Raw genomic sequence first — 24,964 nt, 5'->3', positions numbered from 1 at the left:
TGTAGAAGTTCTCGTAGATGACCTTCAGAAAGGCCTGCTTCTCGCCGTGGCTGCCAATCTGCGCGGCTGCTGCGCGAATGGCGGCGTAGTACGGCTCCAGCCCCTGAGCGTGGCCTTCTTCAGGCCGCCGGTGAAGAAGCTGCCTTCCAGCTCATACAGTTTCTTCGCCACGTTGTTCTGGCGGTGGAAGTCGCTGTCGTCGAAGACCTTGCTGAAGATCTCTTCGGTGAGGATGTGCTGGATCAGCATCTCGCGCACATCGGCGGCGGCCAGGCCGGGATTGATGGCCTCTTGCGCGTGCAGCAAGAAGGCTTCAGACGCGGCGCGGAAGGCGGCATTGCCGGCGTGCTGGGCCTCGATCATTTCGCGCAGGCCCTTCAGCACGGCCGGCAGGTCGGTCTTGAACTGCTCGACGGCGCGGCGAAAGCCGGCGATCTCGGGGCGCTCGAAGCCGAAGAAGAGCTTGAGCAATTGCTCCAGCCGCGCGGTGTCGGTCATGTCGCAGCGCAAGACCTCGGCGCCGGCCTGCCACAGCGAGGCCGTGGCGTCGTCGCTGAAGACGATGTTGTCGCGCGGATAGCCCTTCCTGAACTTGGCGGCGATCTCGGCGTCGAGGTCGTCGTCGGCGTCCTTGGCTTCCCACCAGCCCAGCGGCGTGCGGATGCTGTGCAGCAGCGCGCCATCGAGCGTGATATTGGCCTTGGTGGCGGTCTTGAGCGGGTATTCGGCCAGGAAGACGAGATCCTGCGCGCGGCCCCAGCCCTTGAGCAAATCCTTGAAGGCCTCGCGCACGATGGTCTCGCGGCTGCTGCCGCTGGCTTGGCGCAGCCGGCTCAGCTCGGCCAGGTATTGGTTGATCAGGTACTGGCTCATGAGGGGCCGTGCATCAGGCTCTTGCCGGGCTCAGCGCGGCGCCTGCTGCAGCATCGCGGCCATCTTCTGGTGGATCAGGTTGACGGCCTTCAGCGGACGCAGCATGACCTTGAACTCGGTGATGCGGCCGTCAATGTCCCAGCGCAGCAGGTCGACGCCGTTGATGGCGATGCCGTCGATCTCGAGCATGAATTCGAGCACCGCTTCGCGCTCGCCCTCGATCTGCCGCACATAGCGAAAGCTCTCGTTGCCGAAGACCTGCAGCGCCGCGGCGAGATAGGCGTGGGTGATGGCGCGGCCCTGCTGCGGTGTGTGCACCACGGGCGAATGGAAGACCACGTCGTCGGCCAGCAGCGCGTGCAGCGCGGCCGGGCTGCGGCTGGCTACCACCTCGTGCCAGGCCTGCACGGTGTTCGTCGTCATGAGGGCTTGCTCCCGGCTGTGCTTTGAAAAGCGGATCAAGAAGGGAAACCGGGCCGCACCATGAAGAAGGGCCCCCGCAGGGGCCCGTTCAAGGCTGGCCTGGCAGGGCTCAGCTGAGGTGCTTGCTGATTTCCTTGGTCATGCCGAACATGCTGATCGACGGCACGCCGACCACCGCCTTGAGCTTGGCATCGGCATTGATGATCGTCTTCTTCCCGCTGTCCTGCAGGTTGTGCTTCTTGATGTACTCCCACACCTTCTTGGTGACCTCGGTGCGGGGCATCGGCTTGTCGCCAACGATGGCCGCCAGCGCCGCGCTGGGCGTCATCGGCTTCATGAAGGCGGCGCTGGGTGCGCGCTTCTTGGCCGGAGCCGCCTTCTTGGCGGCAGCCGGCGCCGCCGTCTTGGCGCCAGCCGCCTTCTTCGCCGGAGCCGCTTTTTTTGCCGCGGCTTTCTTTGCAGGGGCCTTCTTCGCAGTTGCCATGTGGATGAACTCCATCGGTTGATGAGGGATGCCGTCGGTGTCGCGAGCCTCGCTGTCGGTGTGACGCGCGGGCCTGTCTTTCCCAGCAGACGAGCGGCAACGATGGTAATGCCTGCAAGGGGTGCTGAGAAGCGGTTTTCATAGGTGAATGCGCCATTCATGCGACCTTATGGCAACACCTTGCAAGCTGCGTGGCCTGCTTTGGGGCCACGAGCTTGGCTTATGCTGGCCACATGAAGATCATCGTGCGTTGGCTTCTGCTCGCCGCGGCCCTGTTGCTGGTGGCCCATCTCGATGCCGGCGTCACGGTGGCGAGCTTCGGCACCGCGCTGTGGGCGGCGTTCGTGATCGGCCTGTTCAACACCCTGGTGCGGCCGCTGCTGGTGCTGCTGACGTTGCCGGTGACGCTGCTGACGCTGGGCCTGTTTCTCTTCGTCATCAATGCGCTGATGTTCTGGGCCGCGGCCTGGGCGCTGGACGGCTTTCACGTCAGCGGCTTCTGGGCCGCGCTGCTGGGTTCGTTGATCTACAGCCTGTGCGGCATGGTCATCGACGCCGCGATGGAGCGCCTGTTCAGCCGCACGCCGGTGTAGCGCGGGCCGGTCGCTTGCTGCGCGGCGCTATTGCGGCGGAGGCTCTTCGCCGCCGCGCCCGCCACGCGCCTCGAGCACCAATTGCCGGCGCTGGGCCGTGAACTGGCGCAGCCGGGCATCGATGACCGAGGCCTCGATGAAATCCTGTCCGGTGGCGCTGCGCGAAACCTGCTGCGCGGCGCGCAGGCGGTCTATGGCGCCACCCAGATCGCCCAGCACAGCGCGGGCCTCGGCGGCGGCACGCATTGATCGCAGGCGCAGGCCCAGGGCCTGGCTGGTCTCTGACAGCAGCTCCCAGGCGGTGGCGTCCTGCGGCTGCTCGGCCACCCAGGTTTGCAGCGCGCCGGTGGCGTCGCGCAGCGCGGCCATCGCGGTGTCGGGCTGGCGGCGCTGCAGTTCCAGCTGGGCGCGGGCGCGCAGCAGCATCGCCGGCCGCGGGTCATCGCCCGGCGCCAGGGTGTCGAGGGCGGCCAGCGCCGCGGGGGCGTCGCCGCGCGCCAGCCTGATCTGCGCCTGCAGCAGCGCCACGCTGCGCTCGGCGGCGGGCTCGCGCGGCTCGGCGGTGGCGAGCAGGCGCGCGGTGGTGGCGGCCAGCGCCTCGGCGCGTGCCGCGTCGCCCAGCTGCGAAGACGCCATCGCGCCGGCATAGGCGGCGGCGGCGCGGTCGGCCAGCGCGGGCGAGGCGGTTTCGCCGTTGTAGCGCTGAAGCGTCTGGGCACCGTCGTCCATCAGCACGCGGGCGCGCATCTGCATCAGCGCGTGCTGCAGCGTGGCGCGCGACGGCGGGCCGCCGGCCAGCAGCGTGCGGTTGCGCGCCTCGCTGATGCGGTCCACCGTCATCGGGTGGCTGCGCAGATAGGGGAAGCCGCCGCTGTCGTTGAGCCTTGTCGCGGCGTCCATGCGCTCGAACATGCCGGCCATGCCGGCCGGGTTGAAGCCGGCCGCGGCCAGCACGCCATAGCCCAGGCGGTCGGCCTCGCGTTCGACATCGCGCGAGAAGTTGAGCTGGCCCTGGGCCGCCACGCCCTGGCCGCCCATGATGGCGGCGTTGGCCATGTCCATATTGCTGCTGCGGCTGGCCGCCAGCACGCCCAGCAGAAAGGCGGCCACGGCCAGCAGCGAGGCGCGCTGCGCCGGCGCGATGCTGCGCGCGATGTGGCGCTGCGTGACGTGGGACAGCTCGTGCGCGATCACCGAGGCCAGCTGGTCGCCGGTGGTGGTGATGGCGATCAGCCCCAGGTGCATGCCGACGAAGCCGCCCGGCAGCGCGAAGGCGTTGACGCTGCGGTCGCGCACGAGAAAGATCTCCCAGGCAAAGGCCTGGTCGGCATCGGCCTCGATGTTGCCCTGGGCGCGTGCCGCCGCCAGCAGCGGCTTCCACAGAGACTGCACATAGGCCAGCAGCACCGGGTCGTCCAGATAGGCGGGGTCGCGCCGGCCCTCGCGCATGATCTGGTCGCCGATGCGGCGTTCGCTGCCTATGCTGAGGTCATCGGACGCCGATTCGCCCAGCGAAGGCAGGCGCACCTGGGCCCCGGCCGGGGACAGCGCACACAGCAGCGCCAGCAGCAGGGCCAGCAGGCGGCGCCAGTGGAGCCAGTGGCGCCAGTGAAAAGAGGCTTGGGTGTTCACGGAGTCCTTGCGAGGGTGCGCCGGAAGCGATGACGGGCGGGCGCCGGATTGGAGCGCCGCTGCGGCGCAACGTTCCTGCTGGCTATGATGACACCGTCATGTTTCCCAACATTTCCGTCCAACCATGAACTCGCCGCTGACGCATTTCGATACCCAGGGGCAGGCGCACATGGTCGACGTGTCGGCCAAGGACGTGACCCACCGCGTCGCACGCGCCGCCGGCTGCATCCGCATGCTGCCGGCCACCTTCGAGCTCATCGCCGGTGGCACCGCGAAGAAGGGCGATGTGCTGGGCGTGGCGCGCATCGCCGCCATTCAGGGCGCCAAGCGCACGGCCGACCTGATCCCGCTGTGCCACCCGCTGCCCATCACGCGCGTGGCGGTGGAGTTCGAGCTCGACCGCGAGCGCGCCGAGGTGCGCTGCATCGCCCAGGTCGAGACCCTGGGCCGCACCGGCGTGGAGATGGAGGCGCTCACCGCCGTGCAGGTGGGCCTGCTCACCGTCTACGACATGTGCAAGGCGGCCGACCGCGGCATGGTCATCGGCGAGGTGCGCGTGCTCGAGAAGATGGGCGGCAAGTCGGGGCACTGGCAGGCGCCCTGACCAACCCGGCTCAGCGCGGCGGCAGGAAGTCGCGCCAGTCCAGCACCCGTTGCGGCTTCTGGCACTGGAAGGGCGTTGCTTCGCTGACAGTGGGCGCCGAAGCGGCGGCAGCGGACGGTGAGGCCGGCGCGTCGCAAACAGCGAAGAACTCCGCCGCATCCGGGTTGCGGAACTCGCGCAGCCGCGCCGCGATGTGGCGTGCCGCATCAAGCTCGCCCCGGGCCGCGAGCGCGCGTGCCCAGGCCATCATCAGCCGTGTGTCGAGCAGGTAGTGGGTGGCGCGGTCGAAGGCGCGCGCCGGGTCGGCCACCGCCACGCCCGAGGTCACGGCCGCGTAGTCGGCATGGTGGGCGAAGAAGACGCTGCGCTGGCCGTCGGCGATGCGCTGCTCCAGCGAGCCGCCGCCCGGCGACGAGCCGAAGATGGCGGCCACGCGCAGGTAGTCGTTGACCGAGAAGGCCGCGCCGGCCATCAGCACCAGGCCGGCCCAGCCCAGGGCCGGCGCCGGTGCGGGCGGGGGCGCAGCAGCGGCGCGCTCGCCCTGCAGCACATAGCCCCAGGCCCAGGCCGCGGGCAGCAGGAAGTAGGAATACCACAGCGGATATTCGAGCAGGCTGTGCAGCCCGATCATCAGCACCATGGCCATGGCGCAGCGCTGCGCCGTGCCGGCGTCGCCGCTGCCGGCCCAGGCCAGGCGCAGGCCGCGCGCCAGTGCCCACAGCAGCAGGGCCAGCACGCAGGCGGCCAGCGGCAGGCCCAGTTCCACCGCGAATTGCAGCACCAGGTTGTGCGTGTGGTCGAAGAAGGCCACCGGGCGGCCCGGAAAGGGGCTCAGCGTCCAGGCGATGTTGAACTCGCCAACGCCGACGCCGAGCCAGGGCTGGGCGCGGATCAGCGCCAGCGTGTTGGCCCAGATGCCGAAGCGCGACGACGAGATGTCGGTCTCGGCCAGGCGCTGGGCGCCGCCGAAGGTGTGTTCAGACGCCGCCGCCCATTGCGCCATGCCCAGCCAGGCCAGCGCATAGACCAGTGGTGCCGCCACCAGCAGGGCTCGCGTGGCGCGCGAGAGGCGGCGGTCGGCCAGGCCCCACACGGCCAGCAGCACGACGCTGACGAGGCCGGTGCGCGAGGCCGTCAGCACCACCGCAAAGACCAGCAGCGCCAGCGCCAAAGCGGCCAGCGGTGCGCGGATGCGGCGCAGCTGCAGCAGCGCCGCGGCGGCGATGCAGGCCCACAGCAGCAGGCTGCTGAGGTGGTTGGGCTGGCGCAGATTGCCCACGGCGCGGCCGACAAAGCCCGAGGCGGCGACCCAGTCGCCGCCGGTGAGATCGGGCACGAAGACCTGCAGCAGCGCGATGGGCAGGTTGGCCAGGCCCGCCACCAGCAGGCCCCAGCAGAAGGCGGCAAAGGCCTCCTGTTCGTCGTCGCGCGCACGCGTGCCGGCGCCGCCGGCCACCAGCAGCGCCGCGGCAGCCAGCGTGAAGACCGTGGACAGCGCCAGGCCGGAAGGCAGGGCGCCGAAGGCCGACGAAACCGCTGCGGCCAGCGCCAGCGCCGCGATGGCCGCCAACAGCGCGGTGACGCCGCGGCCACAGCGCGCCGGCTGGCTGGCGGCGACCATCGCGCCCCAGAGCATGAAGGCCAGGGCCTGGTTGAGGAAGGTGGCCGAGGGCGATAGGCTGTACGCCAGCAGCGAGGGGGCGGTGGCGGCCGCGGCGGCCACGCCCCGGCGTGACAGGAGAAGAGGATTCACGGCGCTTGGTGGAGGCACGGCTCAGGGGCGGCGCGCGGGCAGAGGCTGGAAGGAACGCGATGATGCCTGCTCTGCCTTGCCGGGCCATTGCGAAGCCTGGCGGACATTCTCGAAGCCTGGCGGACATTCTCGAAGCCTGGCGGACCTTCGCGGCGGCGTCGGCTGCCGGGCCGCCGGCCCCGGTCAAGGTCCGGCTTCGGCCCGTGCGCGGGCGTTCATCTCGGCCACACGCGGATCGGCGTCGGCCAGCACGCCCAGGAATTCCAGCGCCTTGTCATGCACCAGCGGGTTGCGGCGGCGCATGGCGGCCATCAGGGCCAGGCCTTCATCGAAGCGGCCGGCCAGCGCGGCGTGGGTGGCAAAGCGGGCCACGGTCTCGCCGCTGGGTACCGAGATCAGCGCGCGCCGCGCCAGTCCCAGGCGGTACTCGGCGAAGTCGCCGTCCAGCGGCAGGGTGCGCACCTGCATGATCTCGGCCTGGACCGGGAACAGGGTGCCCACGGCCACGCGCGCCGCCTCGGGATACGACACATTGGCCACCACATAGCGGCCGGCGCCGATCTGCGCCTTCATGCGCATGGCCATGTCCTGGCTGCGCAGGTAGTCCCAGGCGCCGTAGATGCAGCCTGCCAGCGCCAGGCAGGCGCCTGCGGCCGGCAGCAGCCGGGTCTGGCTGACCTGGCGCCCGGGCGTGGCCCAGGTCGACTGGGCCAGCGCGCCGGCCAGCAGCGCAAAGGGCAGCAGGAAGTTGGCCAGCCACAGCGGAAACTCCACCTGGCTGTAGATCAGCAATGCCAGCACGACCATCGCGAAGAAGCGCTGCTCGGCGCCCGGGCCGCCGCCATGCCGGCGCCGCAGGGCCGAGGCCAGCACCACGGCCAGCGCCGCCAGCACCGGCACCGCGCCCAGCAGGCCCCATTCGGCCAGCACCTGGGCGAACAGGTTGTGCGCGTGGTCGGCGTGGGCCGCGGGCATGGGGCCATCGAGTTCGAACAGCCGCGCCGCGGCGTAATTGCCGTAGCCGACGCCGGCCAGCGGGTGCGCGGTCCACAGCTGCCAGGCATCGGCCAGCATCTCGATGCGACCGGCGCCGCCGCCGCGCAGCGCGGTGACGGCGCCGCCGGAAGCGGCCTGGGCCGCGCCCGGCGCCGGTTCGACGGCGAGCCAGGCCCAGGCCCAGCCCAGCTGGATGGCCGCGAACACCGCCACGGCGCCCAGGCCCCAGGCCCAGCGCCGGGGTGCCGCGGCGGCATCGCTGCGAGTGGTCGCCTGCCAGGCCGCCAGCGCGGCCAGGGCGATGAAGACGACCAGGGGCGTGCGCGAACCCGTGGCAGCGCACACCAGGCTGGCCACCAGGAAGCTGGGCAGCGCAAACCACAGGGGCAGCGCCCGGCTCTGGCGCAGGTAGGCCAGCGCGGCCAGGGCCAGCACCGCCAGCACGCCCAGCTGGTTGGCCTGGCCGATGAAGCCGACGGCGCGCTTCTCCCACACCACGCCCACCACCTCGCCCAGCACCACGCCCCAGCCGGCATAGCCCATGGCCACGCCCACGGCGTTGATCCACAGCGCGGCCACCAGCCCCCAGGCGGCGGCGCGTGCCAGCCACGCGCCATGCCCGCCCTGGTGCAGGCGCTGGCCAAGGTGGCTGGCCAGGGCTGCCAGCAAGAGCATCAGCGCGGCCAGCAGCGATTCGGGGGCGAAGCGGGTGTGCTTGAGCGCCGTCTGGCCCAGCGTCAGCAGGGCCAGCGCGACAAAGGCCGCCGTCACGAGCGTCAAAGGCTGGCGCGGTGCGGCTTCGCTCCGCGCGCCGATCAGCTGCGCCAGCCAGGCCAGGGCGAAGAGCAGCACCGCCGCCCACTCGCCCCAGAAGGCGGGGTTGGGGGGGACGCGCGCCACGCTGCAAAAGGGCAGCGCGAAGAGGGAAAGCAGCAGGGCCGAGGCTGCGCTGCGGCCGGGCGATGTGCTAACGAGGTTCATGCGGGGCCAGGTGCTTGTCGATCGATCAATCGGGCGCCCCAATGAAAAGAGCCCCGGGTGGGGCTCTTTGCGGGCTCAGGCTGTGATTACTTGCAGCTGGCCGGGCGGTACTTGGCGTCGATGGTGCCGGCGCAGGCCCAGTTCACCTGGTTGCCGCTGGCGTTCAGCGTGGCGGTCAGCTCGATGGTGCTGCCGTTGAGCTTCGTTTCGACGGCGGACGCGGTGGCAATGATCTTGCTGTTGGTGCCGTCCCAGACGACGCTGGATACGTACTTCGACTGCTGCGACTCGATCGTGACCGAAGCCGAGCTCGGCAGCGCGCTGTTCAGGTTGACGTATTCGGCGACGGCGTTCTTGGCCGACGAGGCGGCGATGATGACTTCCGAGGCCTTGGCGCGCACGGTGTAGTCCTGGTAGGCCGGCAGGGCCACGGCGGCCAGGATGCCGATGATCGCGACGACGATCATCAGTTCGATCAGTGTGAAACCTTGTTGAACGCGCTTCATGTGGAAGTCTCCTTGCGGGGTGAACGGTGGGGGCGGTACATCCCCCACGAATGCAGGGTACGTGCCAACCGCATTGAGGCCCCTCCGCGTGACTTTCATCACGTCAGGCGACAGTTTTGGTCACTTTTGCAGGCCGCGGGCGGCCTATCGCCGGGTGGGGTGACGGTTTTCGTCACCCGACTGGCGACGCATTCAGTCGGCGATGCTCAGAACCTGACCGGTGGCCAGGGCGCTGATGCGGTGGCGGCTGCCCTGGGCGGCGATCTCCGACATCACGGCGTCAATCTCGCCGGGCTTGATGTGGGTGATGTAGACCTCCGCCGGTGCGGCCAGCTTTGCCAGCTCGCGCTGCAGCTGGGCCGGGCAGAGATGGCGGCTGACAGTGGCCAGCGCGCTCTCGTCGTCGCGGAAGGCGGTTTCTATCACCAGCGCCGCCACCGGCAGCGTGGCCAGGCGTTGCCACAAGGCCGGGTTGGGGCCGGTGTCGCCGGTGAAGACCCAGGCGCCCTGGCCGCCCATCACCGCATAACCGACGGCCGGCACCGTGTGCGAGGCCGGCAGCACCTCGATCTGGCGACGGCCGATCTGCAGCACCTGGCCGATCTCGACGGCGTGGAATTGCAGCACCGGGTGTTCGGCATCGGGCAGGCGAGTGAAGTCGGGCCAGATGACGCCGTTGAAGACATGCAGGCGCAACGCCGCGATGGTGGCGGCCAACGCGTGGACGCGTATGGGCGGGCGGCGTGCGGCGATGCGGCGGCGTGTCACGCTGTCGGCCAGCAGGCCGATGGCCAGGACGTGGTCGAGGTGCGAGTGTGTGATGAGGATGTCGTCGACCTGGCTGAGCTCGTCGAGCGTGAGGTCGCCGACGCCGGTGCCGGCATCCACCAGCAACTGGGCATCAACCAGGAAGGAGGTGGTCCGGCTGCCGGCGGCGATGGAGCCCGAACAACCGAGGACGCGGATCTGCATGGGGTGGCGGGCCCCAGGGGGCGCCAAGTACGGTCAGAAGGCGGATGCTGAACCCGGCGCCGCGCCGGCGCAAGCCGCACTTGCCGCATTTGCCGCCCCTGCTGCGCAGGCGCGCGATTCCATCGTGAAGGCCGTCACGGCGGCCGGCGCGAAGCCGGCCGAGGCGGTATCAGCGCGAGATGAACTGCATCTGCGTGCCGGCGAGCTCGATCACGTCGCCATTGCGCAGCGGCACCGAGTCGCCCACCAGCGGCACGCCGTTGATATTGGGCCGCGAGGCGCCTTCGACGTGGGCGAAGGCGTAGCCGTTGGGCCGCTTGGTGATGGAGGCCACCTGCACGCCCGGCTTGCCGACGGTGGTGACGACCTTGGTGAGCGTGACCTCGCGGCCAGCGGCGGCACCATTGAGCACCTTGATCGAAGCTGGCGGCACCGGCGGGTGCGAGGGCACGCCCAAGGCGCCGAAGCCCGAGGACTGGGCCCCACCCGCCGCGGCGGCGGCCGGGTGGTTGGAGGCCGCCGGATTGCCGGCACCCAGGCCGGGCGGCACGCTGCTGCCCGGGCGCATGATCATGGTCTTCTCGTAGTCGCCCGACTCGTCGACCAGGTACTTGATCTTGTACTTGCCGATCTCGACCGTGTCGTTGTGGCTGAGAAGCTGCTTCTTGATCGCCTTGCCGTTGATGTAGGTGCCGTTGGTGCTGTTGAGGTCTTCGATGAAGACGTCGCCACCCACCATCTGCAACACGGCGTGCTCGCCGCTGACGGCGAGGTTGTCGATCACGATGTCGTTGTAGGGCCGGCGGCCGAGCGTGGTCTTGTCCTTCGTAATCTGGACTTCCTTGATGACCACACCGTCGAGCGAAACCACCAGCTTGCCCATGCCTGCCCTCAATTCAATTCGCGGCTTCGTGCCGCGATCAGCCGCGCATGGTAACTCTGCCCGGCACCGATGCGCTTAATACCGTTTCAACGCCGGAACGGCCACCAGGACCGCGTCGGCGCGCCGCCACTGCCCGAGGCGCGTGCCAGCACGACGGAGATATTATCCTTTCCGCCGGCCTCATTGGCTGCATCGATGAGCGCCTGGGTGCCGCCTGGCAGCGTTTCTTGCGCTTGTAACACCTGTGCAATGGCATCGTCGTCGAGCATGTCCGACAGGCCGTCGGAGCACATCAGGTAGATATCGCCCGGCAGCACCTCGTGCTGGTGGGTCTCGAGCAGCACCGTGTCCTCGACGCCGACGGCGCGCGTGACGAGGTTCTTGTTGGCCGAGAAGGCCGCCTGCTCGGGCGTGATGAGGCCGGCGTCAATCTGCTCCTGCAGCAGCGAGTGGTCGCGCGTAATCTGCTGCAGCCGTCCGCCGCGCAGGCGGTAGCAGCGCGAATCGCCGACGTGGCCGAGCAGCACGCGGTTGTCGCGGAACACCGCCACCACCAGCGTCGTGCCCATGCCGGCGTACTGCGGGTTGGAATTGGCGGCGTTGAAGATCGCGCGGTTGGCGTTGTCGACGCAGATGTCCATCGCGCGCCGCACCTCGGCGTCGCTGGCCTGGCTGCTGGCCTCGCGCAGCCAACGGCCGAGTTCGGCAGCAATGAAGCTGGTGGCCATCTGGCTGGCCACCTCGCCGGCGTTGTAGCCGCCCATGCCGTCGGCCAGCACGGCCAGTGCGACGCCATCGTCGGTGGCGACCGAGTCCTCGTTATTGCTGCGGGCCCTGCCAGGGTCCACGGCGGCATGAAGCTCGATCATCATGGCCTGGGGTTCGGTCAACGCGGGGCTCGGGAGGGTGGGAGTTGAACGATTGTGCATCGGATCGAGGCCGTCGCTGCTGGGTGTGAACCCACATCAGCGCGTCGGCGCGTTGGACAGCAGGGGTTGAATGGCGGCCAGTTCGTCGGCGGCCGTGGCGGCGCTGGCGGGTCGGTCCTGGGGGCGCTTGGCCAGCAGGCGGCCGATCAGGGCTGCCAGGGCCGGTGGCGTGCCGGGTTTCAGCAGGCGCAGGTCGAGCACGGGTTCGCGCGCCACCTGGCGCAGCAGTTCGCCCATGGTGGGCGCCTCGTGCGGCAGGCGGCCGGCGACGAGCTGGTAGAGCAGGGCGCCCAGCGCGTAGAGATCCGTGGCCGGCGTGGGCGGGTTGCCCGCCAGCTGCTCGGGCGCCATGTAGGCCGGCGTGCCCAGCATCAGGCCGGTGGCGGTGGGGGCGGCGTCGTCGCGCCGCGCCAGGCCCAGGTCGGCGAGCTTGAGGGTGTCGCTGGGCCAGTCGACCATCACGTTGGCCGGCTTGAGGTCGCGGTGGACGATGCCATGGCCATGGGCATGGGCCAGGGCACGCGCAATGCGTTCGGCGATGCGGGCCACCAGCGGCAGTGGCAACAGGCGTTGGGCCTTTGCATAGCGCTGCAGTGATGTGCCGGGCACGGCCTCCATCGCCAGCCAGAGGCGGCCTTCGGTCTCTCCGGCGTCCAGTACGGCGACGATGTCCGGGTGCTGCAGCGTGCGTGCCGTCGCGGCCTCTTTCAGGAACAGTTCGCGGGTGGCGTCGCGGGCGGGGCCGTGGCCGCCGCTGTGCGGGGCGAGCACCTTGAGCGCGACCCAGCCCTGGTTGCGCCGGTCCTGAGCCAGGTAGACGATGGCGCTGGCGCCCTCGCCCAGGACGCGCTGCAGGCGGTAATCGCCGAAGTGCTCGGCCAGGGGGGCATGCATGGGCTGGAAGTTAGCACGGCCGCGCTTGCGGCCGGGCCCACGGGCTAGCGTGCCAGCAAGACGGGCAGCGTGGTGTGCTCGATGACGCTCTGCGTGACCGATCCGAGCAGCGCGCCGGCGGCGCCATCAAGGCCGCGGGTGCCCATCACGATGAGGTCGCAGCCCTCGGCCTGGGCCAGCTCGGCGATGGTCGCGCCGGGTGCGCCGACGCGGTGGTGTTCCTGGAAGGCCAGTCCGGCCTGCTGTAGCAGGGCGCGGGCCTGGGCCAGCGCGGGTTCGCTGCGTTCGCGGTAGTACTCGTCCAGCGATTGGCTGGTGACGAACTGGGACACGTCGCCCGACACCGGGCGCTGCACATTGACGACATGCACCGCCAGTGCCTCGGGCTCGCGCAGCTGGGTGCGCAGGCCCAGCACATGCCTGACGGCGGCGGCGGCGCCCGCGGATTCGTCCACCGCCAGCAGCACGCGCCTGAAGCCGGCGGCCACGCCCTCCGCCCCTGCCACAGGGGCGGGCCTGGGGGCCGGTGTGCGGCGCGAGGCCAGCCACTTGCCCAGCAGCAGCACCAGCAGCGCACCGGCCACGCCGGCGCCGTAGCGCAATGCGTCGCCGGGCACGAGCTTGGGCAGTTGCGGCAGCACCTCGGGGTTCACCAGGGCCGGGTCGGAAATGATCATGCCGCCGGCAATCCAGCCCAGCAGCATGCCGCCGGCGGTGATGATGATGGGGAACTTGTCCATCAGCTTGATCACCATCTGGCTGCCCCAGACGATGATGGGGATGCTGACGAGCACGCCGAAGATCACCAGCGCCATGCTGTGCTGGCCGCCGCTGGCGGTTTCGGCGGCGCCGGCGATGGCGATGACGTTGTCCAGGCTCATCACGAAGTCGGCCACGATGACGGTCTTGATGGCGCCCCAGAGCTTGTCGCTGCCGTCGATGTTGCCGTGGCCTTCCTCGTGGTCGGGCAGCAGCAGCTTGACGCCAATCCACAGCAGCAGCAGCGCGCCGACGATCTTGAGGAAGGGGATGGCCAGCAGCGTGAGCGCGAAGAAGATGAGCACGATGCGCAGCACGATGGCGCCGGCCGTGCCCCACAGGATGCCCTTGGTGCGCTGGGCCGGTGGCAGCTTGCGGCAGGCGAGGGCGATGACCACCGCGTTGTCGCCACCCAGCAGGATGTCGATCATGATGATCTGGCCGACGGCGATCCAGAACTCGGGGGTTGAGAGCAGCTCCATGTCTTTCCTGATTCTTGCGGCGGCGCGGGCAGGCGCAGTGTAGGGGCGCGCCGGCGTCGCCCAGTGCGTGGAACCACGGACATCGCGGGCGCGGTCCTGAAAGCACAGACGCCCGGATAGCTTCAGCCATCCGGGCGTCTGGGGTGGCGCGGCCGGGGCCGCGCGACCGAGGCGTGCTTAGAGCAGAGCCTTGAGCATGCGGCCCATCTCGGACGGGTTGCGCGTGACCTTGAAGCCGCACTCTTCCATGATGGCGAGCTTGGCATCGGCGGTGTCGGCGCCGCCGCTGATCAGCGCACCGGCGTGGCCCATGCGCTTGCCGGCCGGCGCGGTGACGCCGGCGATGAAGCCGACGATGGGCTTCTTCATGTTCTGCTGGCACCAGCGCGCCGCCTCGGCTTCATCGGGGCCGCCGATCTCGCCGATCATGATCACCGCGTCGGTGTCCGGATCGTCGTTGAACAGGCGCATCACGTCGATGTGCTTGAGGCCGTTGATGGGGTCGCCGCCGATGCCGACCGCGCTGCTCTGGCCGAGGCCGATCTCGGTGAGCTGGGCCACGGCTTCATAGGTGAGCGTGCCCGAGCGGCTGACCACGCCGATGCGGCCCTTGCGGTGGATGTGGCCGGGCATGATGCCGATCTTGATCTCCTCGGGGGTGATCAGGCCGGGGCAGTTGGGGCCCAGCAGCAGCGTCTTCTTGCCGCCGGCGGCTTCCTTCTTCTTCATGCGGTTGCGCACTTCCAGCATGTCCTTGACCGGAATGCCTTCGGTGATGCAGATGGCCAGGTCCAGCTCGGCCTCGACGGCTTCCCAGATGGCAGCGGCAGCGCCCGCGGGCGGCACGTAGATCACGCTCACGGTGGCGCCAGTGGCGGCGGCGGCTTCCCTGACGCCTGCGAAGATGGGGATGCCCTCGAAGCTTTCGCCCGCCTTCTTGGGGTTGACGCCGGCGACGAAGCAGTTCTTGCCGTTGGCGTAGGCCTGGCAGCCCTTGGTATGGAATTGCCCGGTCTTGCCCGTGATGCCCTGGGTGATGACCTTGGTGTCCTTGTTGATGAGGATGCTCATGTCGTGTGTTCCTTCGGGCTTACTTGACGGCGGCGACGATGCTGGTCGCCGCCTCGGCCATGGTGTCGGCGGCGATGATGGGCAGGCCGGATTCCTTGAGCATCTTCTTGCCCAGGTCTTCGTTGGTGCCCTTCATGCGCACGACCAGCGGCACGGACAGGTTCACCGCCTTGCAGGCCGCGATCACGCCTTCGGCGATGGTGTCGCACTTCATGATGCCGCCGAAGATGTTGACCAGGATGCCCTTGACGTTCTCGTTGGCCAACATGATCTTGAAGGCCTCGGTCACCTTCTCGGCTGTGGCGCCACCGCCGACGTCGAGGAAGTTGGCCGGCTCGCCGCCAAAGAGCTTGATGGTGTCCATCGTGGCCATGGCCAGGCCGGCGCCGTTGACCAGACAGCCGATGTTGCCGTCCAGGCTGATGTAGCTGAGGTCGAACTTGCTCGCCTCGACCTCGGCCGGGTCTTCCTCATCGAGGTCGCGGTAGGCGACGATGTCGGCGTGGCGGAACAGCGCGTTGCTGTCGAAGTTGAACTTGGCGTCCAGCGCCTTGATATTGCCGTTGCCTTCCAGGATCAGCGGGTTGATCTCGGCCAGGCTGGCGTCGGTGTCCATGTAGCAGGTGTAGAGCTTCTTCAGCACGTCCACCGCCTGCGCCTGGCTGGCCGCCGGAACGCCGATGCCGGCGGCCAGCTCGAGCGCCTGCGCGTCGGTGAGGCCGACCAGGGGGTCGACGAAGACCTTGAGGATCTTCTCGGGCGTCTTGTGCGCCACTTCCTCGATGTCCATGCCGCCTTCGCTGCTGGCCATCATCGCCACCGACTGCGTGGCGCGGTCGGTGAGGGCGGCAACGTAGTATTCCTTCTTGATGTCGGCGCCTTCTTCCACGAGCAGGCGGCGCACCTTCTGGCCCTCGGGGCCGGTCTGGTGGGTCTTGAGCTGCATGCCCAGGATCTGGCCCGCCAGCTGTTCGACTTCACCCAGCGAGCGCGCGAGCTTGACGCCACCGCCCTTGCCACGGCCGCCAGCGTGGATCTGGGCCTTGACGACCCAGACAGCGCCGCCGAGCTTCTGCGCCGCCTCTTGTGCCTCGCGCACGGTGAAGGCCGGGTAGCCGCGCGGCACCGGCACGCCATGGGCGCGCAACAGCTCCTTGGCCTGGTATTCGTGGATTTTCATCGGGGGTTCCTCGCTCGCTCGGTCGGTCAATCGGGAAGTGCAGGGGCTGGCGTCTTGTCGTGGCCGACGGCCGGGTTCTCGCCAGCAGGACGATGCCGCGCGCCAGCGCTTGCTGATCGGGCGGGCGACGGTGCTAGTGGCTGGCTTGCGACCGCCGCTTGCAGGGGTGTCGTTGCTGGTAAGTGGCGGCGCTGGCGCAACGCGGCGGCGAATTTAGCATGCTGCTCCGCAGCAGAACCTTACAGCGGGCGGCCTTCTTGCGCGGCCGCAAGATCAGGCTTCGGCCGCGCCTTTGAGGACGCGGCGAATCACCTCGCCGTCGAAGCCGCGTCCGGCCAGAAAGCGCATCTGGCGTGCCGCCTCGGCGGCGTCGGCCGGCGGCGCGCCAAAGCGGCGGCGCCAGACTTCGCTGGCACGCTCGAATTCGGTGGCGCGCGCCTGTTGCAGCGTGGCCGCGACGAGTTCGGCGCTCAGGCCCTTGGCGCGCAGCGTTTGTTCGAGGCGCCGACTGCCGTGGCGTTGGCCGTTGCTGGAAGAAAGCACGGCGGCGGCGGCGCGCGCCTCGCTGAGCAGGCCCTTGGCCGCCAGTTCGTCGAGCGCGGCAGCGATCTGGGCCTCGGCACCGGCCTCGGGGCCGTCTTCGACATGGCGCGCGAGCTTGCGTTCAAGCTCGGCGCGCGAGTGTTCGCGCTGCGCCAGGTAGCGCAGCGCACGGCCCTTGACCGAGAGGGCGCCAAAGGCCACGGCCGCGCCTCGCTGCCTGCCTGAATCGCCCGATGCCGCCCGATTGCGCCTTATTCGGCGGCGGCAGCGTCGGCGGCCAGCAGCGGAATGCCCATCGATTCGCGCACCTTGTTCTCGATCTCGCGTGCGATGTCGGGGTTCTCGCGCAGGAACTCGCGTGCGTTGTCCTTGCCCTGGCCGATCTTCTCGCCGTTGTAGGCGTACCAGGCGCCGCTTTTCTCGAGGATGCGGGCGTTGACGCCCATGTCGATGACCTCGCCCTGGCGGCTGATGCCCTCGCCGTAGAGGATGTCGAACTCGGCGGTCTTGAAGGGCGGGGCGACCTTGTTCTTGACGACCTTGACCTTGGTCTCGCTGCCGATGACCTCTTCGCCCTTCTTGATGTTGCCGGTGCGGCGGATATCGAGCCGCACCGAGGCGTAGAACTTGAGCGCGTTGCCGCCGGTGGTGGTTTCGGGGTTGCCGAACATCACGCCGATCTTCATGCGGATCTGGTTGATGAAGATGACCATGGTGTTGGTCTTCTTGATGGTGGCGGTGAGCTTGCGCAGCGCCTGGCTCATCAGGCGGGCTTGCAGGCCGGGCAGGCTGTCGCCCATCTCGCCTTCGAGTTCGGCCTTGGGCGTGAGCGCGGCCACCGAATCGATGACGATGAGGTCGATGGAGCCCGAGCGCACCAGGGCGTCGACGATCTCGAGCGCCTGCTCGCCGGTGTCGGGCTGGCTGATGAGCAGGTCTTGCAGGTTGACGCCCAGCTTCTGCGCGTACTGGATGTCGAGCGCGTGCTCGGCGTCGATGAAGGCGCAGGTGCCGGCCTGCTTCTGCATCTCGGCAATCACCTGCAGCGTGAGCGTGGTCTTGCCCGAGGATTCGGGGCCGTAGATCTCGACCACGCGACCGCGCGGCAGGCCGCCGACGCCCAGGGCGATGTCCAGGCCCAAGCTGCCGGTGGAGACGACCTGGATGTCCTCGATCACCTCGCCCTCGCCCAGGCGCATGATCGAGCCCTTGCCGAACTGCTTTTCAATTTGTGCCAGCGCGGCCTGCAGGGCCTTGGCCTTTTCGGTGTTGAGTGCTTTGACGGGTGCGTCCATGGTGTTCTCCGGGTTGGCCGGCATTATGGGCCAAAGCCTGGATATTCGTACAGTCCTTTTGGGGTAACTCCTCGGGGGGAATCGTCGCCGCCGGCCGCCGCCGGCGCGCGGGGCACCCAGGCGCTGCCTAGAATCGCCCTGTCACAAAAGAGCCATGGCGGCGCCCCTAACCCGCCCCCCGGAGACGAGCCGATGCGCATCCTCATTGCCGAAGACGACCAGGTGCTGGCCGACGGCCTGTTGCGCTCGCTGCGCGCCTCGGGCTATGCCGTCGATCAGGTCGGCAGCGGGTCCGAGGCCGATGCGGCCCTGGCGGCGCACGAGTTCGACCTGCTGATCCTGGACCTCGGCCTGCCGCGCATGCACGGCTTCGAGGTGCTCAAGAAGATGCGCGGCCGCGGCAGCAGCGTGCCGGTGCTCATCCTCACGGCGGCCGACAGTGTCGAGCAGCGCGTCAAGGGGCTGGACCTCGGTGCCGACGACTACATGGCCAAGCCCTTCTCGCTGCAGGAGCTGGAAGCGCGCGTGCGCGCGCTGACGCGGCGCGGCCTGGGCACGGCCAGCAACCTGCTCAAGCACGGGCCGTTGACCTTCGACGCCACCGGCCGCGTGGCCTATCTCAACGATCAGATGGTCGAGCTGTCGGCGCGCGAGCTGTCGCTGCTGGAGGTGTTGCTGCAGCGCGCCGGCCGCCTGGTCAGCAAGGACCAGCTGGTCGAACGCCTGTGCGAGTGGGGCGAAGAAGTCAGCAACAACGCCATCGAGGTCTACATCCACCGCCTGCGCAAGAAGATCGAGCAGGGCCCGGTGCGCATCGCCACGGTGCGCGGCCTGGGCTACTGCCTGGAAAAGATTGCGTCCTAGGCCTGCCTGCAGCCGCCCGGCAGGGCCTGCCAGATGTTGACGCTGAGCCGCCGCGAGCGGCGTTCGCTGTTCGGCGAGATCCTCGACTGGATGCTCGCGCCGCTGCTGCTGCTGTGGCCGATGAGCCTGGGGCTGACCTGGGTGGTGGCCCAGGCCATCGCCAACCGCCCCTATGACCGCGAGCTGGCCGACGCGGCACGCGCGCTGGCGCGCCAGGTCAGCGTGCAGCTGGCCGACCCGGCGCTCACGCCCTCGGTGGTGCGCGCCGATCTTGAGGCCCTGGCCGCCGGCCTGGTGCGCGGCGATGACGACGACCGCCTGTACTTCCAGGTGCTGGGCCGCCGCGGCGCCCTGCTGGCCGGCGACGCCGCGCTGCCGGTGCCGGCCGAGGAGCCGCCGGCCGAATCGGCGGTGCGCTTCCGCGATGCCGTGCTGGGCGAGGAGCCGGTGCGGGTGGCCTATGTCTGGCTGTCGGGCGCGGCCCAGCCGCAGGGCAACGACGCCCTGGTGCAGGTGGCCGAGACGCTGGGCCGGCGTTCGCAACTGGCCACCGAGATCATCAAGGGCGTGATCCTGCCGCAGTTCGTGATCCTGCCGCTGGCGGTGCTGCTGGTGTGGTTCGCGCTGCTGCGCGGCATCCGCCCGCTGGCCGATCTGCAGCGCCGCATCCGCGGCCGCGAGAGCACCGACCTCAGCCCCATCCCCGAGGCCGACGTGCCCGAGGAGGTGGCGCCGCTGGTGAGCGCGATCAATGATCTGCTGCAGCGCCTGGACAAGACCATCGCGACGCAGCGCCACTTCCTGGCCGACGCGGCCCACCAGCTCAAGACGCCGCTGGCCGGGCTGCGCATGCAGGCCGAACTGGCCGAGCGCGAGGTCGACAGTGGGCGCAGCGACGCCCAGACCATCAAGCACGCGCTGCGCCAGATCGCGATGTCGACCGAGCGCGCCGCCCACATGGTCAACCAGCTGCTGAGCATGGCGCGCGCCGAAGATTCCGGCCAGGCGGCGCGCCACCAGCCCATTGACCTGGCGGCGGTGACGCGCGCCGTGGTGCGCGACTTCGTGCCGCGTGCGATGGAGCGCCGCATCGACCTTGGCTACGAAGGCCCCGACGCCGGCCCGGCCACGCGCCTGGTGGGCGAGCCGGTGCTGGTGAGCGAGATGGTGCGCAATCTCGTCGACAACGCCCTCATCTACACGCCGCCGGGCGGCACGGTGACGGCGCGCGTGATGGCCGACCCCTTTGGCCAGGTGGTGGTGCTGCAGGTGGAGGACACCGGCCCCGGCATCGCCCCGGCCGAGCGCGAGGCGGTGTTCCGCCCCTTCTACCGCGCGCTGGGCACCCAGGTCGACGGCAGCGGCCTCGGCCTGGCCATCGTGCTGGAGGTGGCGCAATGGCACGACGCCGAAGTCACCGTGGTCGACGCGCGGCCGCGCAGCGGGCCTACCGCGGCCCTGCCGGGGGCGCTATTCACGGTGCGCTTCCCGCTCGGGCTCGAGGCGCCCATCGCGCCGACGCCGGGCCCGGCGAAGGCCTGATCAGGATTGCATCAGCCGTCGGCTCCGTGCCACCGACATCAGGATGCCCAGCCCCAGCCCCAGCGTGACCATGGCTGTGCCGCCATAGCTGATGAAAGGAAGGGGCACGCCCACCACCGGCAGGATGCCGCTGACCATGCCCATGTTGACGAAGGCGTAGGTGAAGAAGCTCAGCGTCACGGCGCCGGCCAGCAACCGCGTGAAGACGGTGGGCGCCTCGGCCGCGATCATGAGGCCGCGGAAGATCAGGAAGGTGAAGGCGCCCAGCAGCGTGAGCACGCCGGCAAGGCCGAATTCCTCGCTGAAGGCGGCGAAGATGAAGTCGGTGGTGCGCTCCGGGATGAACTCGAGATGGGTCTGCGTGCCTTGCATGAAGCCCTTGCCGGCGAGGCCGCCCGAGCCGATGGCGATCATGCCCTGGATGATGTGGAAGCCCTTGCCCAGCGGGTCTTTCGTGGGGTCGAGCAGGGTACACACGCGGTGCTGCTGGTACTCGCGCAGCAGCGGCCACTTGACGCCCGGCTCGCAGATGCTGTCCTGTGTCAGCACCAGGGCCAGCACGCCGGCCGCGGCCAGGGCCAGCACCGGCAGCACCAGCTTCCAGCTCAGTCCGGCGAAGAAGATCACGTAGACGCCGGCGGCCAGGATGAGGATGGCGGTGCCGAGGTCGGGCTGCTTGGCCACCAGGCCCACCGGCAGCAGCAGCAGCAGCCCGGCAATGACGAAGTCGAGCGCGCGCAACTGGCCCTCGCGTTTCTGGAACCACCAGGCCAGCATCAGCGGCATGGCGATCTTCAGCACCTCGCTGGGCTGGATGACCAGCGGCCCCAGCGCCAGCCAGCGCGTGGCGCCCTTGCGCGTGATGCCGAACATCGCTGTGGCCACCAGCAGCGCGATGCCGGCCATGTAGAGCGGCACGGCCAGGCGCTGCAGCTTCTGCGGCGGCACCTGGGCGACGCAGAACAGCACCACGAAGGCCAGGCTCATGTTGCGGGCGTGGTCGACGAAGCGCGTGCCGTGGTCGAAGCCGGCCGAGTACATGGCCACCAGGCCCATGGCAGACAGCACCAGCAGCGCCAGCAGCAGCGGCAGGTCGAAGCCGGCGAAGACGCGGCGCAGGCCCGGCCACAGCGGCGCCGGCTGCGAGAAGGCGGTGTTCATCGCGCGTGTACCGGCGCCGTGGCCGCGGCGGCCACGCGCTCGCCGTTGCCGGCTGCGGCCGCTGGCGGCAACGGCGATGCCTGGCCCGGCAGCGCGATGTCATCGGCGCGCCGCGGCGTGCCGATGGGCGTGACGACGCGGCCCTCGCGCAGGCCGGCCAGGTCTTCCTCGGACGGGTATTGGCCCAGCAACAGGTAGTCGAAGACGCGGCGCGCGATGGGCGCGGCCGAGTCGGAGCCGAAGCCGGCGTTCTCGACCACCACCGCCAGCACCACGCTGGGCGCGGCTATGGGCGCAGCGGCGATGTAGAGCGCGTGGTCGCGCTTGTGCTCTTCCAGCTTGGCGGCGTTGTACTTCTCGTTGGCGCGCACGCCCACGGCCTGGGCGGTGCCGGTCTTGCCGCCGCTGTCGTACCTGGCGCCGAGGAAGGAGCGCACCGAGGTGCCTTCCACCGTCACGCCGTGCAGCGCCCTGCGGATGAGTTCGACATGCTCGTCCTTCAGCGCCAGGGGCGGCAGCGCGTCGCTGGCGACGCGCTTGCGCTGGCCGGTGATGACGTCCTCGATCTCGCGCACCAGGCGCGGCTTGTAGCGCTGGCCGCCCGAGACCAGGGTGGCCGTGGCGCTGGCCAGCTGCAGCATGGTGAAGTTGTTGTAGCCCTGGCCTATGCCCAGCGAAATGGTCTCGCCGGCATACCAGCGCTGCAGCTCGGGCTTCTTGTAGTACTTCTTCTTCCACTCGGTGGAGGGCAGCACGCCGGTGACCTCGTTCTCGAGGTCGATGTCGGTCCTGACGCCGAAGCTGAAGGGCGTGAGCTGCTCGTGGATGAGGTCCACACCCATCTCGTTGGCCAGCGAGTAGTAGTAGACGTTGCTGCTCTTGACGATGGATCGCACCATGTCCACCGGCCCCAGGCCCTTGTCGCCGTGGCTGCGGAAGGTGTGGTTGCCGAACTGGAAGGTGCCGCCGTCGTTGATGACGGTGGCCGGGTGGCGCTTGCCGGTGTTGAGCGCGGCCATCGCCATGAAGGGCTTGAAGGTGCTGCCCGGCGGGTAGGTGCCGCGCAGCGCGCGGTTCAGCAGTGGCTTGTCGATGCTCTCGTTGAGTTCGCGCCAGCTCTCGACATCGATGCCGTCGACGAAGAGGTTGGGGTCGAAGGTGGGTTTGCTGACGAAGGCCAGCACCTCGCCGGTGCGCGGGTCCAGCGCCACCAGGGCGCCGCGGCGATTGCCGAACATGTCCTCCACCAGCGCCTGCAGCTTGATGTCGACCGACAGCACCAGCTTGTCGCCCGGGGTCGGCGGGTGGCTCTTCAGGCGCCGGACGGCGCGGCCACCGGCGCTGGTCTCCACTTCCTCGAAGCCGGCCGTGCCGTGCAGCTCGCGCTCGTACTTCTGCTCCAGGCCGAGCTTGCCGATGTACTCGGTGCCCTTGTAATTGCCCAGGTCGGCCTCTTCCCAGTCGTCCATGGCCTTCTTCTCGGCCTGGTTGATGCGGCCGATGTAGCCCAGCAGATGGCTGCCGGTCTCGCCCAGCGGGTAGTTGCGGAACAGCCGTGCCTTCACGTCCACGCCGGGGAAGCGGAAGCGCTGCGCCATGAAGCGCGCCACCTCCTCGTCGCCGAGCTTGGTGCGTATGGGCAGGGATTCGGCGCCCTTCATCTCTTCCTGCAGGCGCTTGAAGCGCTTGCGGTCGCGCGGCTCTATCGTCACCACGGTGGCAAGCTGGTCGATCAGCGTTTCCAGGTCGGTGCCGTCGGCGCGCTGGCGCTGGGGCGAGATCTCCAGCGTGTAGGCCGAGAAGTTGGTGGCCAGCACGACACCGTTGCGGTCGACGATGAGGCCGCGGTTGGGCACGATGGGCACCACCGCGATGCGGTTGGCCTCGGCTTGGGTGGCCAGCTCTTCATGCCGGAAGACTTGCAGGTGTACCAGCCGCGCCGCCAGCAGCGAAAACGCCAGCAGCACGAAGGCAGCTGCCGCCAGCAGCCGGGTGCGGAAGCGCTCGATCTCCTGCTCGACATCGCGCAGCACGGTCATGCAGGGCTCCGGTGGCTCATAGCGGGCGATTCTGATCCGGGTCGGGCGCGCGCCGCTGCGGCGCCAGCAGCACCAGGGTCACCAGCGGCCACATCAGCGCTTCGAATACCGGCGCGGCCAGCAGCCACCAGCCCGGGAACATGCCGCCGGCCAGCATGCGCACCAGCAGCGACACCAGGTGCGCCGCGGCAAACACCGGCAGCACCTGCACGGCCTGCTCGAAGACGCCGAACCACAGCAGCCGCCGGTGTACCGCAATGGCGGCGTAGCCCAGCAGCGTGTAGGCCAGCGCATGCTGGCCCAGCAGCGCGCCCTGGTGTACGTCGATCAGCAGGCCGAACAGGAAGGACACGCCGACGCCGACGCGGCGCGGCTGATGGACGTTCCAGAAGACGAGGGCCACGGCCAGCAGATCGGGCATGGCCGGCTGGCGGCCCAGCGGCATCATCGTGACGGCGCAGGCCAGCGCCAGCGTGAACGCGATGAAGAACGGGTTGACCGGCAGCAGCAGCTGGTCGGAGCCGCGCGGCATGATCATGCCGCCACCTCAGGGATCGGCATGTTCATGGCGCGGAGGCGCCGCGGCGCGGCGGCTTGGCCTTGCCGCGCTCGACGGCCTCGGGCGGCGGCGCCTCACGCGCCGGCAGCTGCGCCGCCAGCGGCTCCAGCACCAGCACATGGCGCACGCCGTCGGCCGGCGCGGTGGGCCGAAGCACGATGCGTGCAAAGCCGCTTTCGACGCGGCGCTCGACACTGGCCACGCGCGCCACCGCCAGGCCGGGCGGGTAGATGCCGTCCAGGCCGCTGGTGTGCAGCAGGTCGTCCACCTGCACATCGGCATTGGCCGAGGTGAAGCGCAGCTCCATGCTGCCGCCGGCCACGCCGCCAAAGGCCGCGCCGCGCTGCTGGGTGCGCAGATTGAGCACCGGAATGGCGGCGTCCTTGTCGGCCAGCAGGGTGACCTCGGCCGTCAGCGCATAGGCATGCGTCACCTGGCCCAGCACGCCGGCTTCGTTGATGACCGGCGAGCCCAGGGCGATGCCGTGGCGGCTGCCGCGGTCGATGAAGACCTTGCGCGAATAGGGGTCGGCGGCCTCGTACAGCAGCTCGGCCGGCTGCGAGCGCACGGCGATGACCGGGCGCAGCTCGAGCAGGTCACGCAGGCGCTTGTTCTCCTGCGCCAGCTGCTCGGTGCGCGCGGCGCGCTCGGCCACGGCCGCCATGCGGGCCTGCGCCGCGCGCTCGCTGGCCAGCGCTTGGTGCAGGCCCTGCAGGTAGTCGCTGCCGCCCTCCCACAGGTCCACCGGCACCGCCAGCGCGCGCTGCAGCGGCAGCAGCACGATGGCCAGGCCCGCGCGCAGCGGCTCCACCATCTTGAAGCGGGCGTCGGCCACCATCAGGAACAGCGCCAGCGCCGAGAAGAAGATCAGCTTGCTGAGCGCCGACGGTCCCTGCCGGAAGAAGGGCGGTGGCGTGCGGTCGAGGGTACCCAAAGGCATTGGGTG

General features: G+C 69.6%; 24 protein-coding genes and 1 pseudogene. 4 read left to right on the top strand and 21 right to left on the bottom strand.

What is annotated here, in order from left to right; all coding sequences use genetic code 11:
• Positions 1-24 precede the first annotated feature (24 nt).
• From JMV16_RS14305 to JMV16_RS14295, 3 genes are all read right to left on the bottom strand, one after another.
• A complete protein-coding gene (locus JMV16_RS14305) occupies positions 25-873 on the bottom strand; it encodes a hypothetical protein (protein WP_201494959.1) in 849 nt (282 codons plus the stop codon).
• A gap of 30 nt (positions 874-903) precedes the next feature.
• Positions 904-1,296, bottom strand: coding sequence for a nuclear transport factor 2 family protein (locus JMV16_RS14300; protein ID WP_201494958.1), 393 nt, complete (start codon positions 1,294-1,296; stop codon positions 904-906).
• 109 nt (positions 1,297-1,405) lie between these two features.
• Positions 1,406-1,780 (bottom strand): SWIB/MDM2 domain-containing protein, encoded by a 375-nt coding sequence (locus tag JMV16_RS14295; RefSeq protein WP_201494957.1) that lies wholly within the window; start codon positions 1,778-1,780, stop codon positions 1,406-1,408.
• Positions 1,781-2,013: 233 nt separating this feature from the next.
• On the opposite strand from JMV16_RS14295, the gene JMV16_RS14290 reads away from it, so the two are divergent.
• Positions 2,014-2,373 carry a phage holin family protein gene (locus JMV16_RS14290; RefSeq protein WP_201494956.1) on the top strand — a complete coding sequence of 120 codons (360 nt, stop codon included), beginning with the start codon at positions 2,014-2,016 and terminating at the stop codon, positions 2,371-2,373.
• 27 nt (positions 2,374-2,400) lie between these two features.
• Here the strand turns inward: JMV16_RS14290 and JMV16_RS14285 are convergent, their stop codons facing one another.
• Complete coding sequence (locus tag JMV16_RS14285; protein ID WP_236580520.1) at positions 2,401-4,005, bottom strand: M48 family metalloprotease; 1,605 nt, start codon at positions 4,003-4,005, stop codon at positions 2,401-2,403.
• A gap of 124 nt (positions 4,006-4,129) precedes the next feature.
• On the opposite strand from JMV16_RS14285, the gene moaC reads away from it, so the two are divergent.
• Complete coding sequence (gene moaC / locus JMV16_RS14280; RefSeq protein WP_201494955.1) at positions 4,130-4,609, top strand: cyclic pyranopterin monophosphate synthase MoaC; 480 nt, start codon at positions 4,130-4,132, stop codon at positions 4,607-4,609.
• Between the two features lie 10 nt (positions 4,610-4,619).
• On the opposite strand, the gene JMV16_RS14275 is transcribed toward moaC, so the two are convergent.
• The 13 genes and pseudogenes from JMV16_RS14275 to recA all read right to left on the bottom strand — a co-directional run bounded on the left by JMV16_RS14275 (position 4,620) and on the right by recA (position 17,853).
• Positions 4,620-6,362 (bottom strand): PglL family O-oligosaccharyltransferase, encoded by a 1,743-nt coding sequence (locus tag JMV16_RS14275; RefSeq protein ID WP_236580519.1) that lies wholly within the window; start codon positions 6,360-6,362, stop codon positions 4,620-4,622.
• A gap of 183 nt (positions 6,363-6,545) precedes the next feature.
• Positions 6,546-8,339 carry a PglL family O-oligosaccharyltransferase gene (locus JMV16_RS14270; RefSeq protein WP_201494954.1) on the bottom strand — a complete coding sequence of 598 codons (1,794 nt, stop codon included), beginning with the start codon at positions 8,337-8,339 and terminating at the stop codon, positions 6,546-6,548.
• 86 nt (positions 8,340-8,425) lie between these two features.
• Positions 8,426-8,845, bottom strand: coding sequence for a pilin (locus tag JMV16_RS24440; RefSeq protein ID WP_201494953.1), 420 nt, complete (start codon positions 8,843-8,845; stop codon positions 8,426-8,428).
• Between the two features lie 192 nt (positions 8,846-9,037).
• Positions 9,038-9,817 (bottom strand): MBL fold metallo-hydrolase, encoded by a 780-nt coding sequence (locus tag JMV16_RS14260; protein ID WP_201494952.1) that lies wholly within the window; start codon positions 9,815-9,817, stop codon positions 9,038-9,040.
• A 169-nt stretch (positions 9,818-9,986) separates the two neighbouring features.
• The gene (locus JMV16_RS14255; RefSeq protein WP_201494951.1) at positions 9,987-10,700 is read right to left on the bottom strand and encodes an FHA domain-containing protein; all 714 of its coding nucleotides are present in this window, start codon (positions 10,698-10,700) and stop codon (positions 9,987-9,989) included.
• Positions 10,701-10,786: 86 nt separating this feature from the next.
• Entirely contained in the window at positions 10,787-11,572 is a 786-nt protein-coding gene (locus JMV16_RS14250; protein WP_201495213.1) for a Stp1/IreP family PP2C-type Ser/Thr phosphatase, read from the bottom strand.
• Positions 11,573-11,665: 93 nt separating this feature from the next.
• The gene (locus JMV16_RS14245; protein ID WP_201494950.1) at positions 11,666-12,523 is read right to left on the bottom strand and encodes a serine/threonine-protein kinase; all 858 of its coding nucleotides are present in this window, start codon (positions 12,521-12,523) and stop codon (positions 11,666-11,668) included.
• Between the two features lie 44 nt (positions 12,524-12,567).
• Positions 12,568-12,990, bottom strand: a complete 423-nt coding sequence (locus tag JMV16_RS24250) for a universal stress protein (RefSeq protein WP_255511425.1) — start codon at positions 12,988-12,990, stop codon at positions 12,568-12,570.
• Positions 12,991-13,023: 33 nt separating this feature from the next.
• Positions 13,024-13,764: pseudogene (locus JMV16_RS24245) on the bottom strand (TerC family protein); the annotation flags it as partial.
• Between the two features lie 177 nt (positions 13,765-13,941).
• A complete protein-coding gene (gene sucD, locus JMV16_RS14235) occupies positions 13,942-14,835 on the bottom strand; it encodes a succinate--CoA ligase subunit alpha (protein ID WP_201494948.1) in 894 nt (297 codons plus the stop codon).
• A 19-nt stretch (positions 14,836-14,854) separates the two neighbouring features.
• Complete coding sequence (gene sucC, locus JMV16_RS14230; RefSeq protein ID WP_201494947.1) at positions 14,855-16,015, bottom strand: ADP-forming succinate--CoA ligase subunit beta; 1,161 nt, start codon at positions 16,013-16,015, stop codon at positions 14,855-14,857.
• 273 nt (positions 16,016-16,288) lie between these two features.
• Entirely contained in the window at positions 16,289-16,759 is a 471-nt protein-coding gene (recX, locus tag JMV16_RS14225) for a recombination regulator RecX (protein WP_201494946.1), read from the bottom strand.
• 50 nt (positions 16,760-16,809) lie between these two features.
• Positions 16,810-17,853: a recombinase RecA gene (gene recA / locus JMV16_RS14220; protein WP_201494945.1), complete on the bottom strand. Its 1,044-nt coding sequence runs from the start codon at positions 17,851-17,853 to the stop codon at positions 16,810-16,812.
• Positions 17,854-18,045: 192 nt separating this feature from the next.
• On the opposite strand from recA, the gene JMV16_RS14215 reads away from it, so the two are divergent.
• Together JMV16_RS14215 and JMV16_RS14210 are read left to right on the top strand one after the other, a co-directional pair.
• A complete protein-coding gene (locus JMV16_RS14215) occupies positions 18,046-18,717 on the top strand; it encodes a response regulator transcription factor (RefSeq protein ID WP_201494944.1) in 672 nt (223 codons plus the stop codon).
• Positions 18,718-18,750: 33 nt separating this feature from the next.
• A complete protein-coding gene (locus tag JMV16_RS14210; RefSeq protein WP_201494943.1) occupies positions 18,751-20,259 on the top strand; it encodes a sensor histidine kinase N-terminal domain-containing protein in 1,509 nt (502 codons plus the stop codon).
• On the opposite strand, the gene rodA is transcribed toward JMV16_RS14210, so the two are convergent.
• From rodA to mreC, 4 genes are read right to left on the bottom strand one after another with little or no spacing between them, the layout of a single operon-like run.
• Positions 20,260-21,420 (bottom strand): rod shape-determining protein RodA, encoded by a 1,161-nt coding sequence (gene rodA / locus JMV16_RS14205; protein WP_201494942.1) that lies wholly within the window; start codon positions 21,418-21,420, stop codon positions 20,260-20,262.
• Complete coding sequence (gene mrdA / locus JMV16_RS14200; protein WP_201494941.1) at positions 21,417-23,459, bottom strand: penicillin-binding protein 2; 2,043 nt, start codon at positions 23,457-23,459, stop codon at positions 21,417-21,419. Before mrdA ends, rodA begins: the two co-directional genes overlap by 4 nt.
• A gap of 16 nt (positions 23,460-23,475) precedes the next feature.
• The gene (mreD, locus tag JMV16_RS14195; protein ID WP_201494940.1) at positions 23,476-23,997 is read right to left on the bottom strand and encodes a rod shape-determining protein MreD; all 522 of its coding nucleotides are present in this window, start codon (positions 23,995-23,997) and stop codon (positions 23,476-23,478) included.
• 25 nt (positions 23,998-24,022) lie between these two features.
• Positions 24,023-24,958 carry a rod shape-determining protein MreC gene (mreC, locus tag JMV16_RS14190; protein ID WP_201494939.1) on the bottom strand — a complete coding sequence of 312 codons (936 nt, stop codon included), beginning with the start codon at positions 24,956-24,958 and terminating at the stop codon, positions 24,023-24,025.
• Between the last annotated feature and the right edge of the window lie 6 nt (positions 24,959-24,964).

Source organism: Rubrivivax sp. A210 (assembly GCF_904426505.1).
GTDB lineage: Bacteria > Pseudomonadota > Gammaproteobacteria > Burkholderiales > Burkholderiaceae_C > Rubrivivax.
The sequence above is the reverse complement of the archived record's forward strand: the minus strand, read 5'-3'. Positions and strand labels throughout refer to the sequence as shown.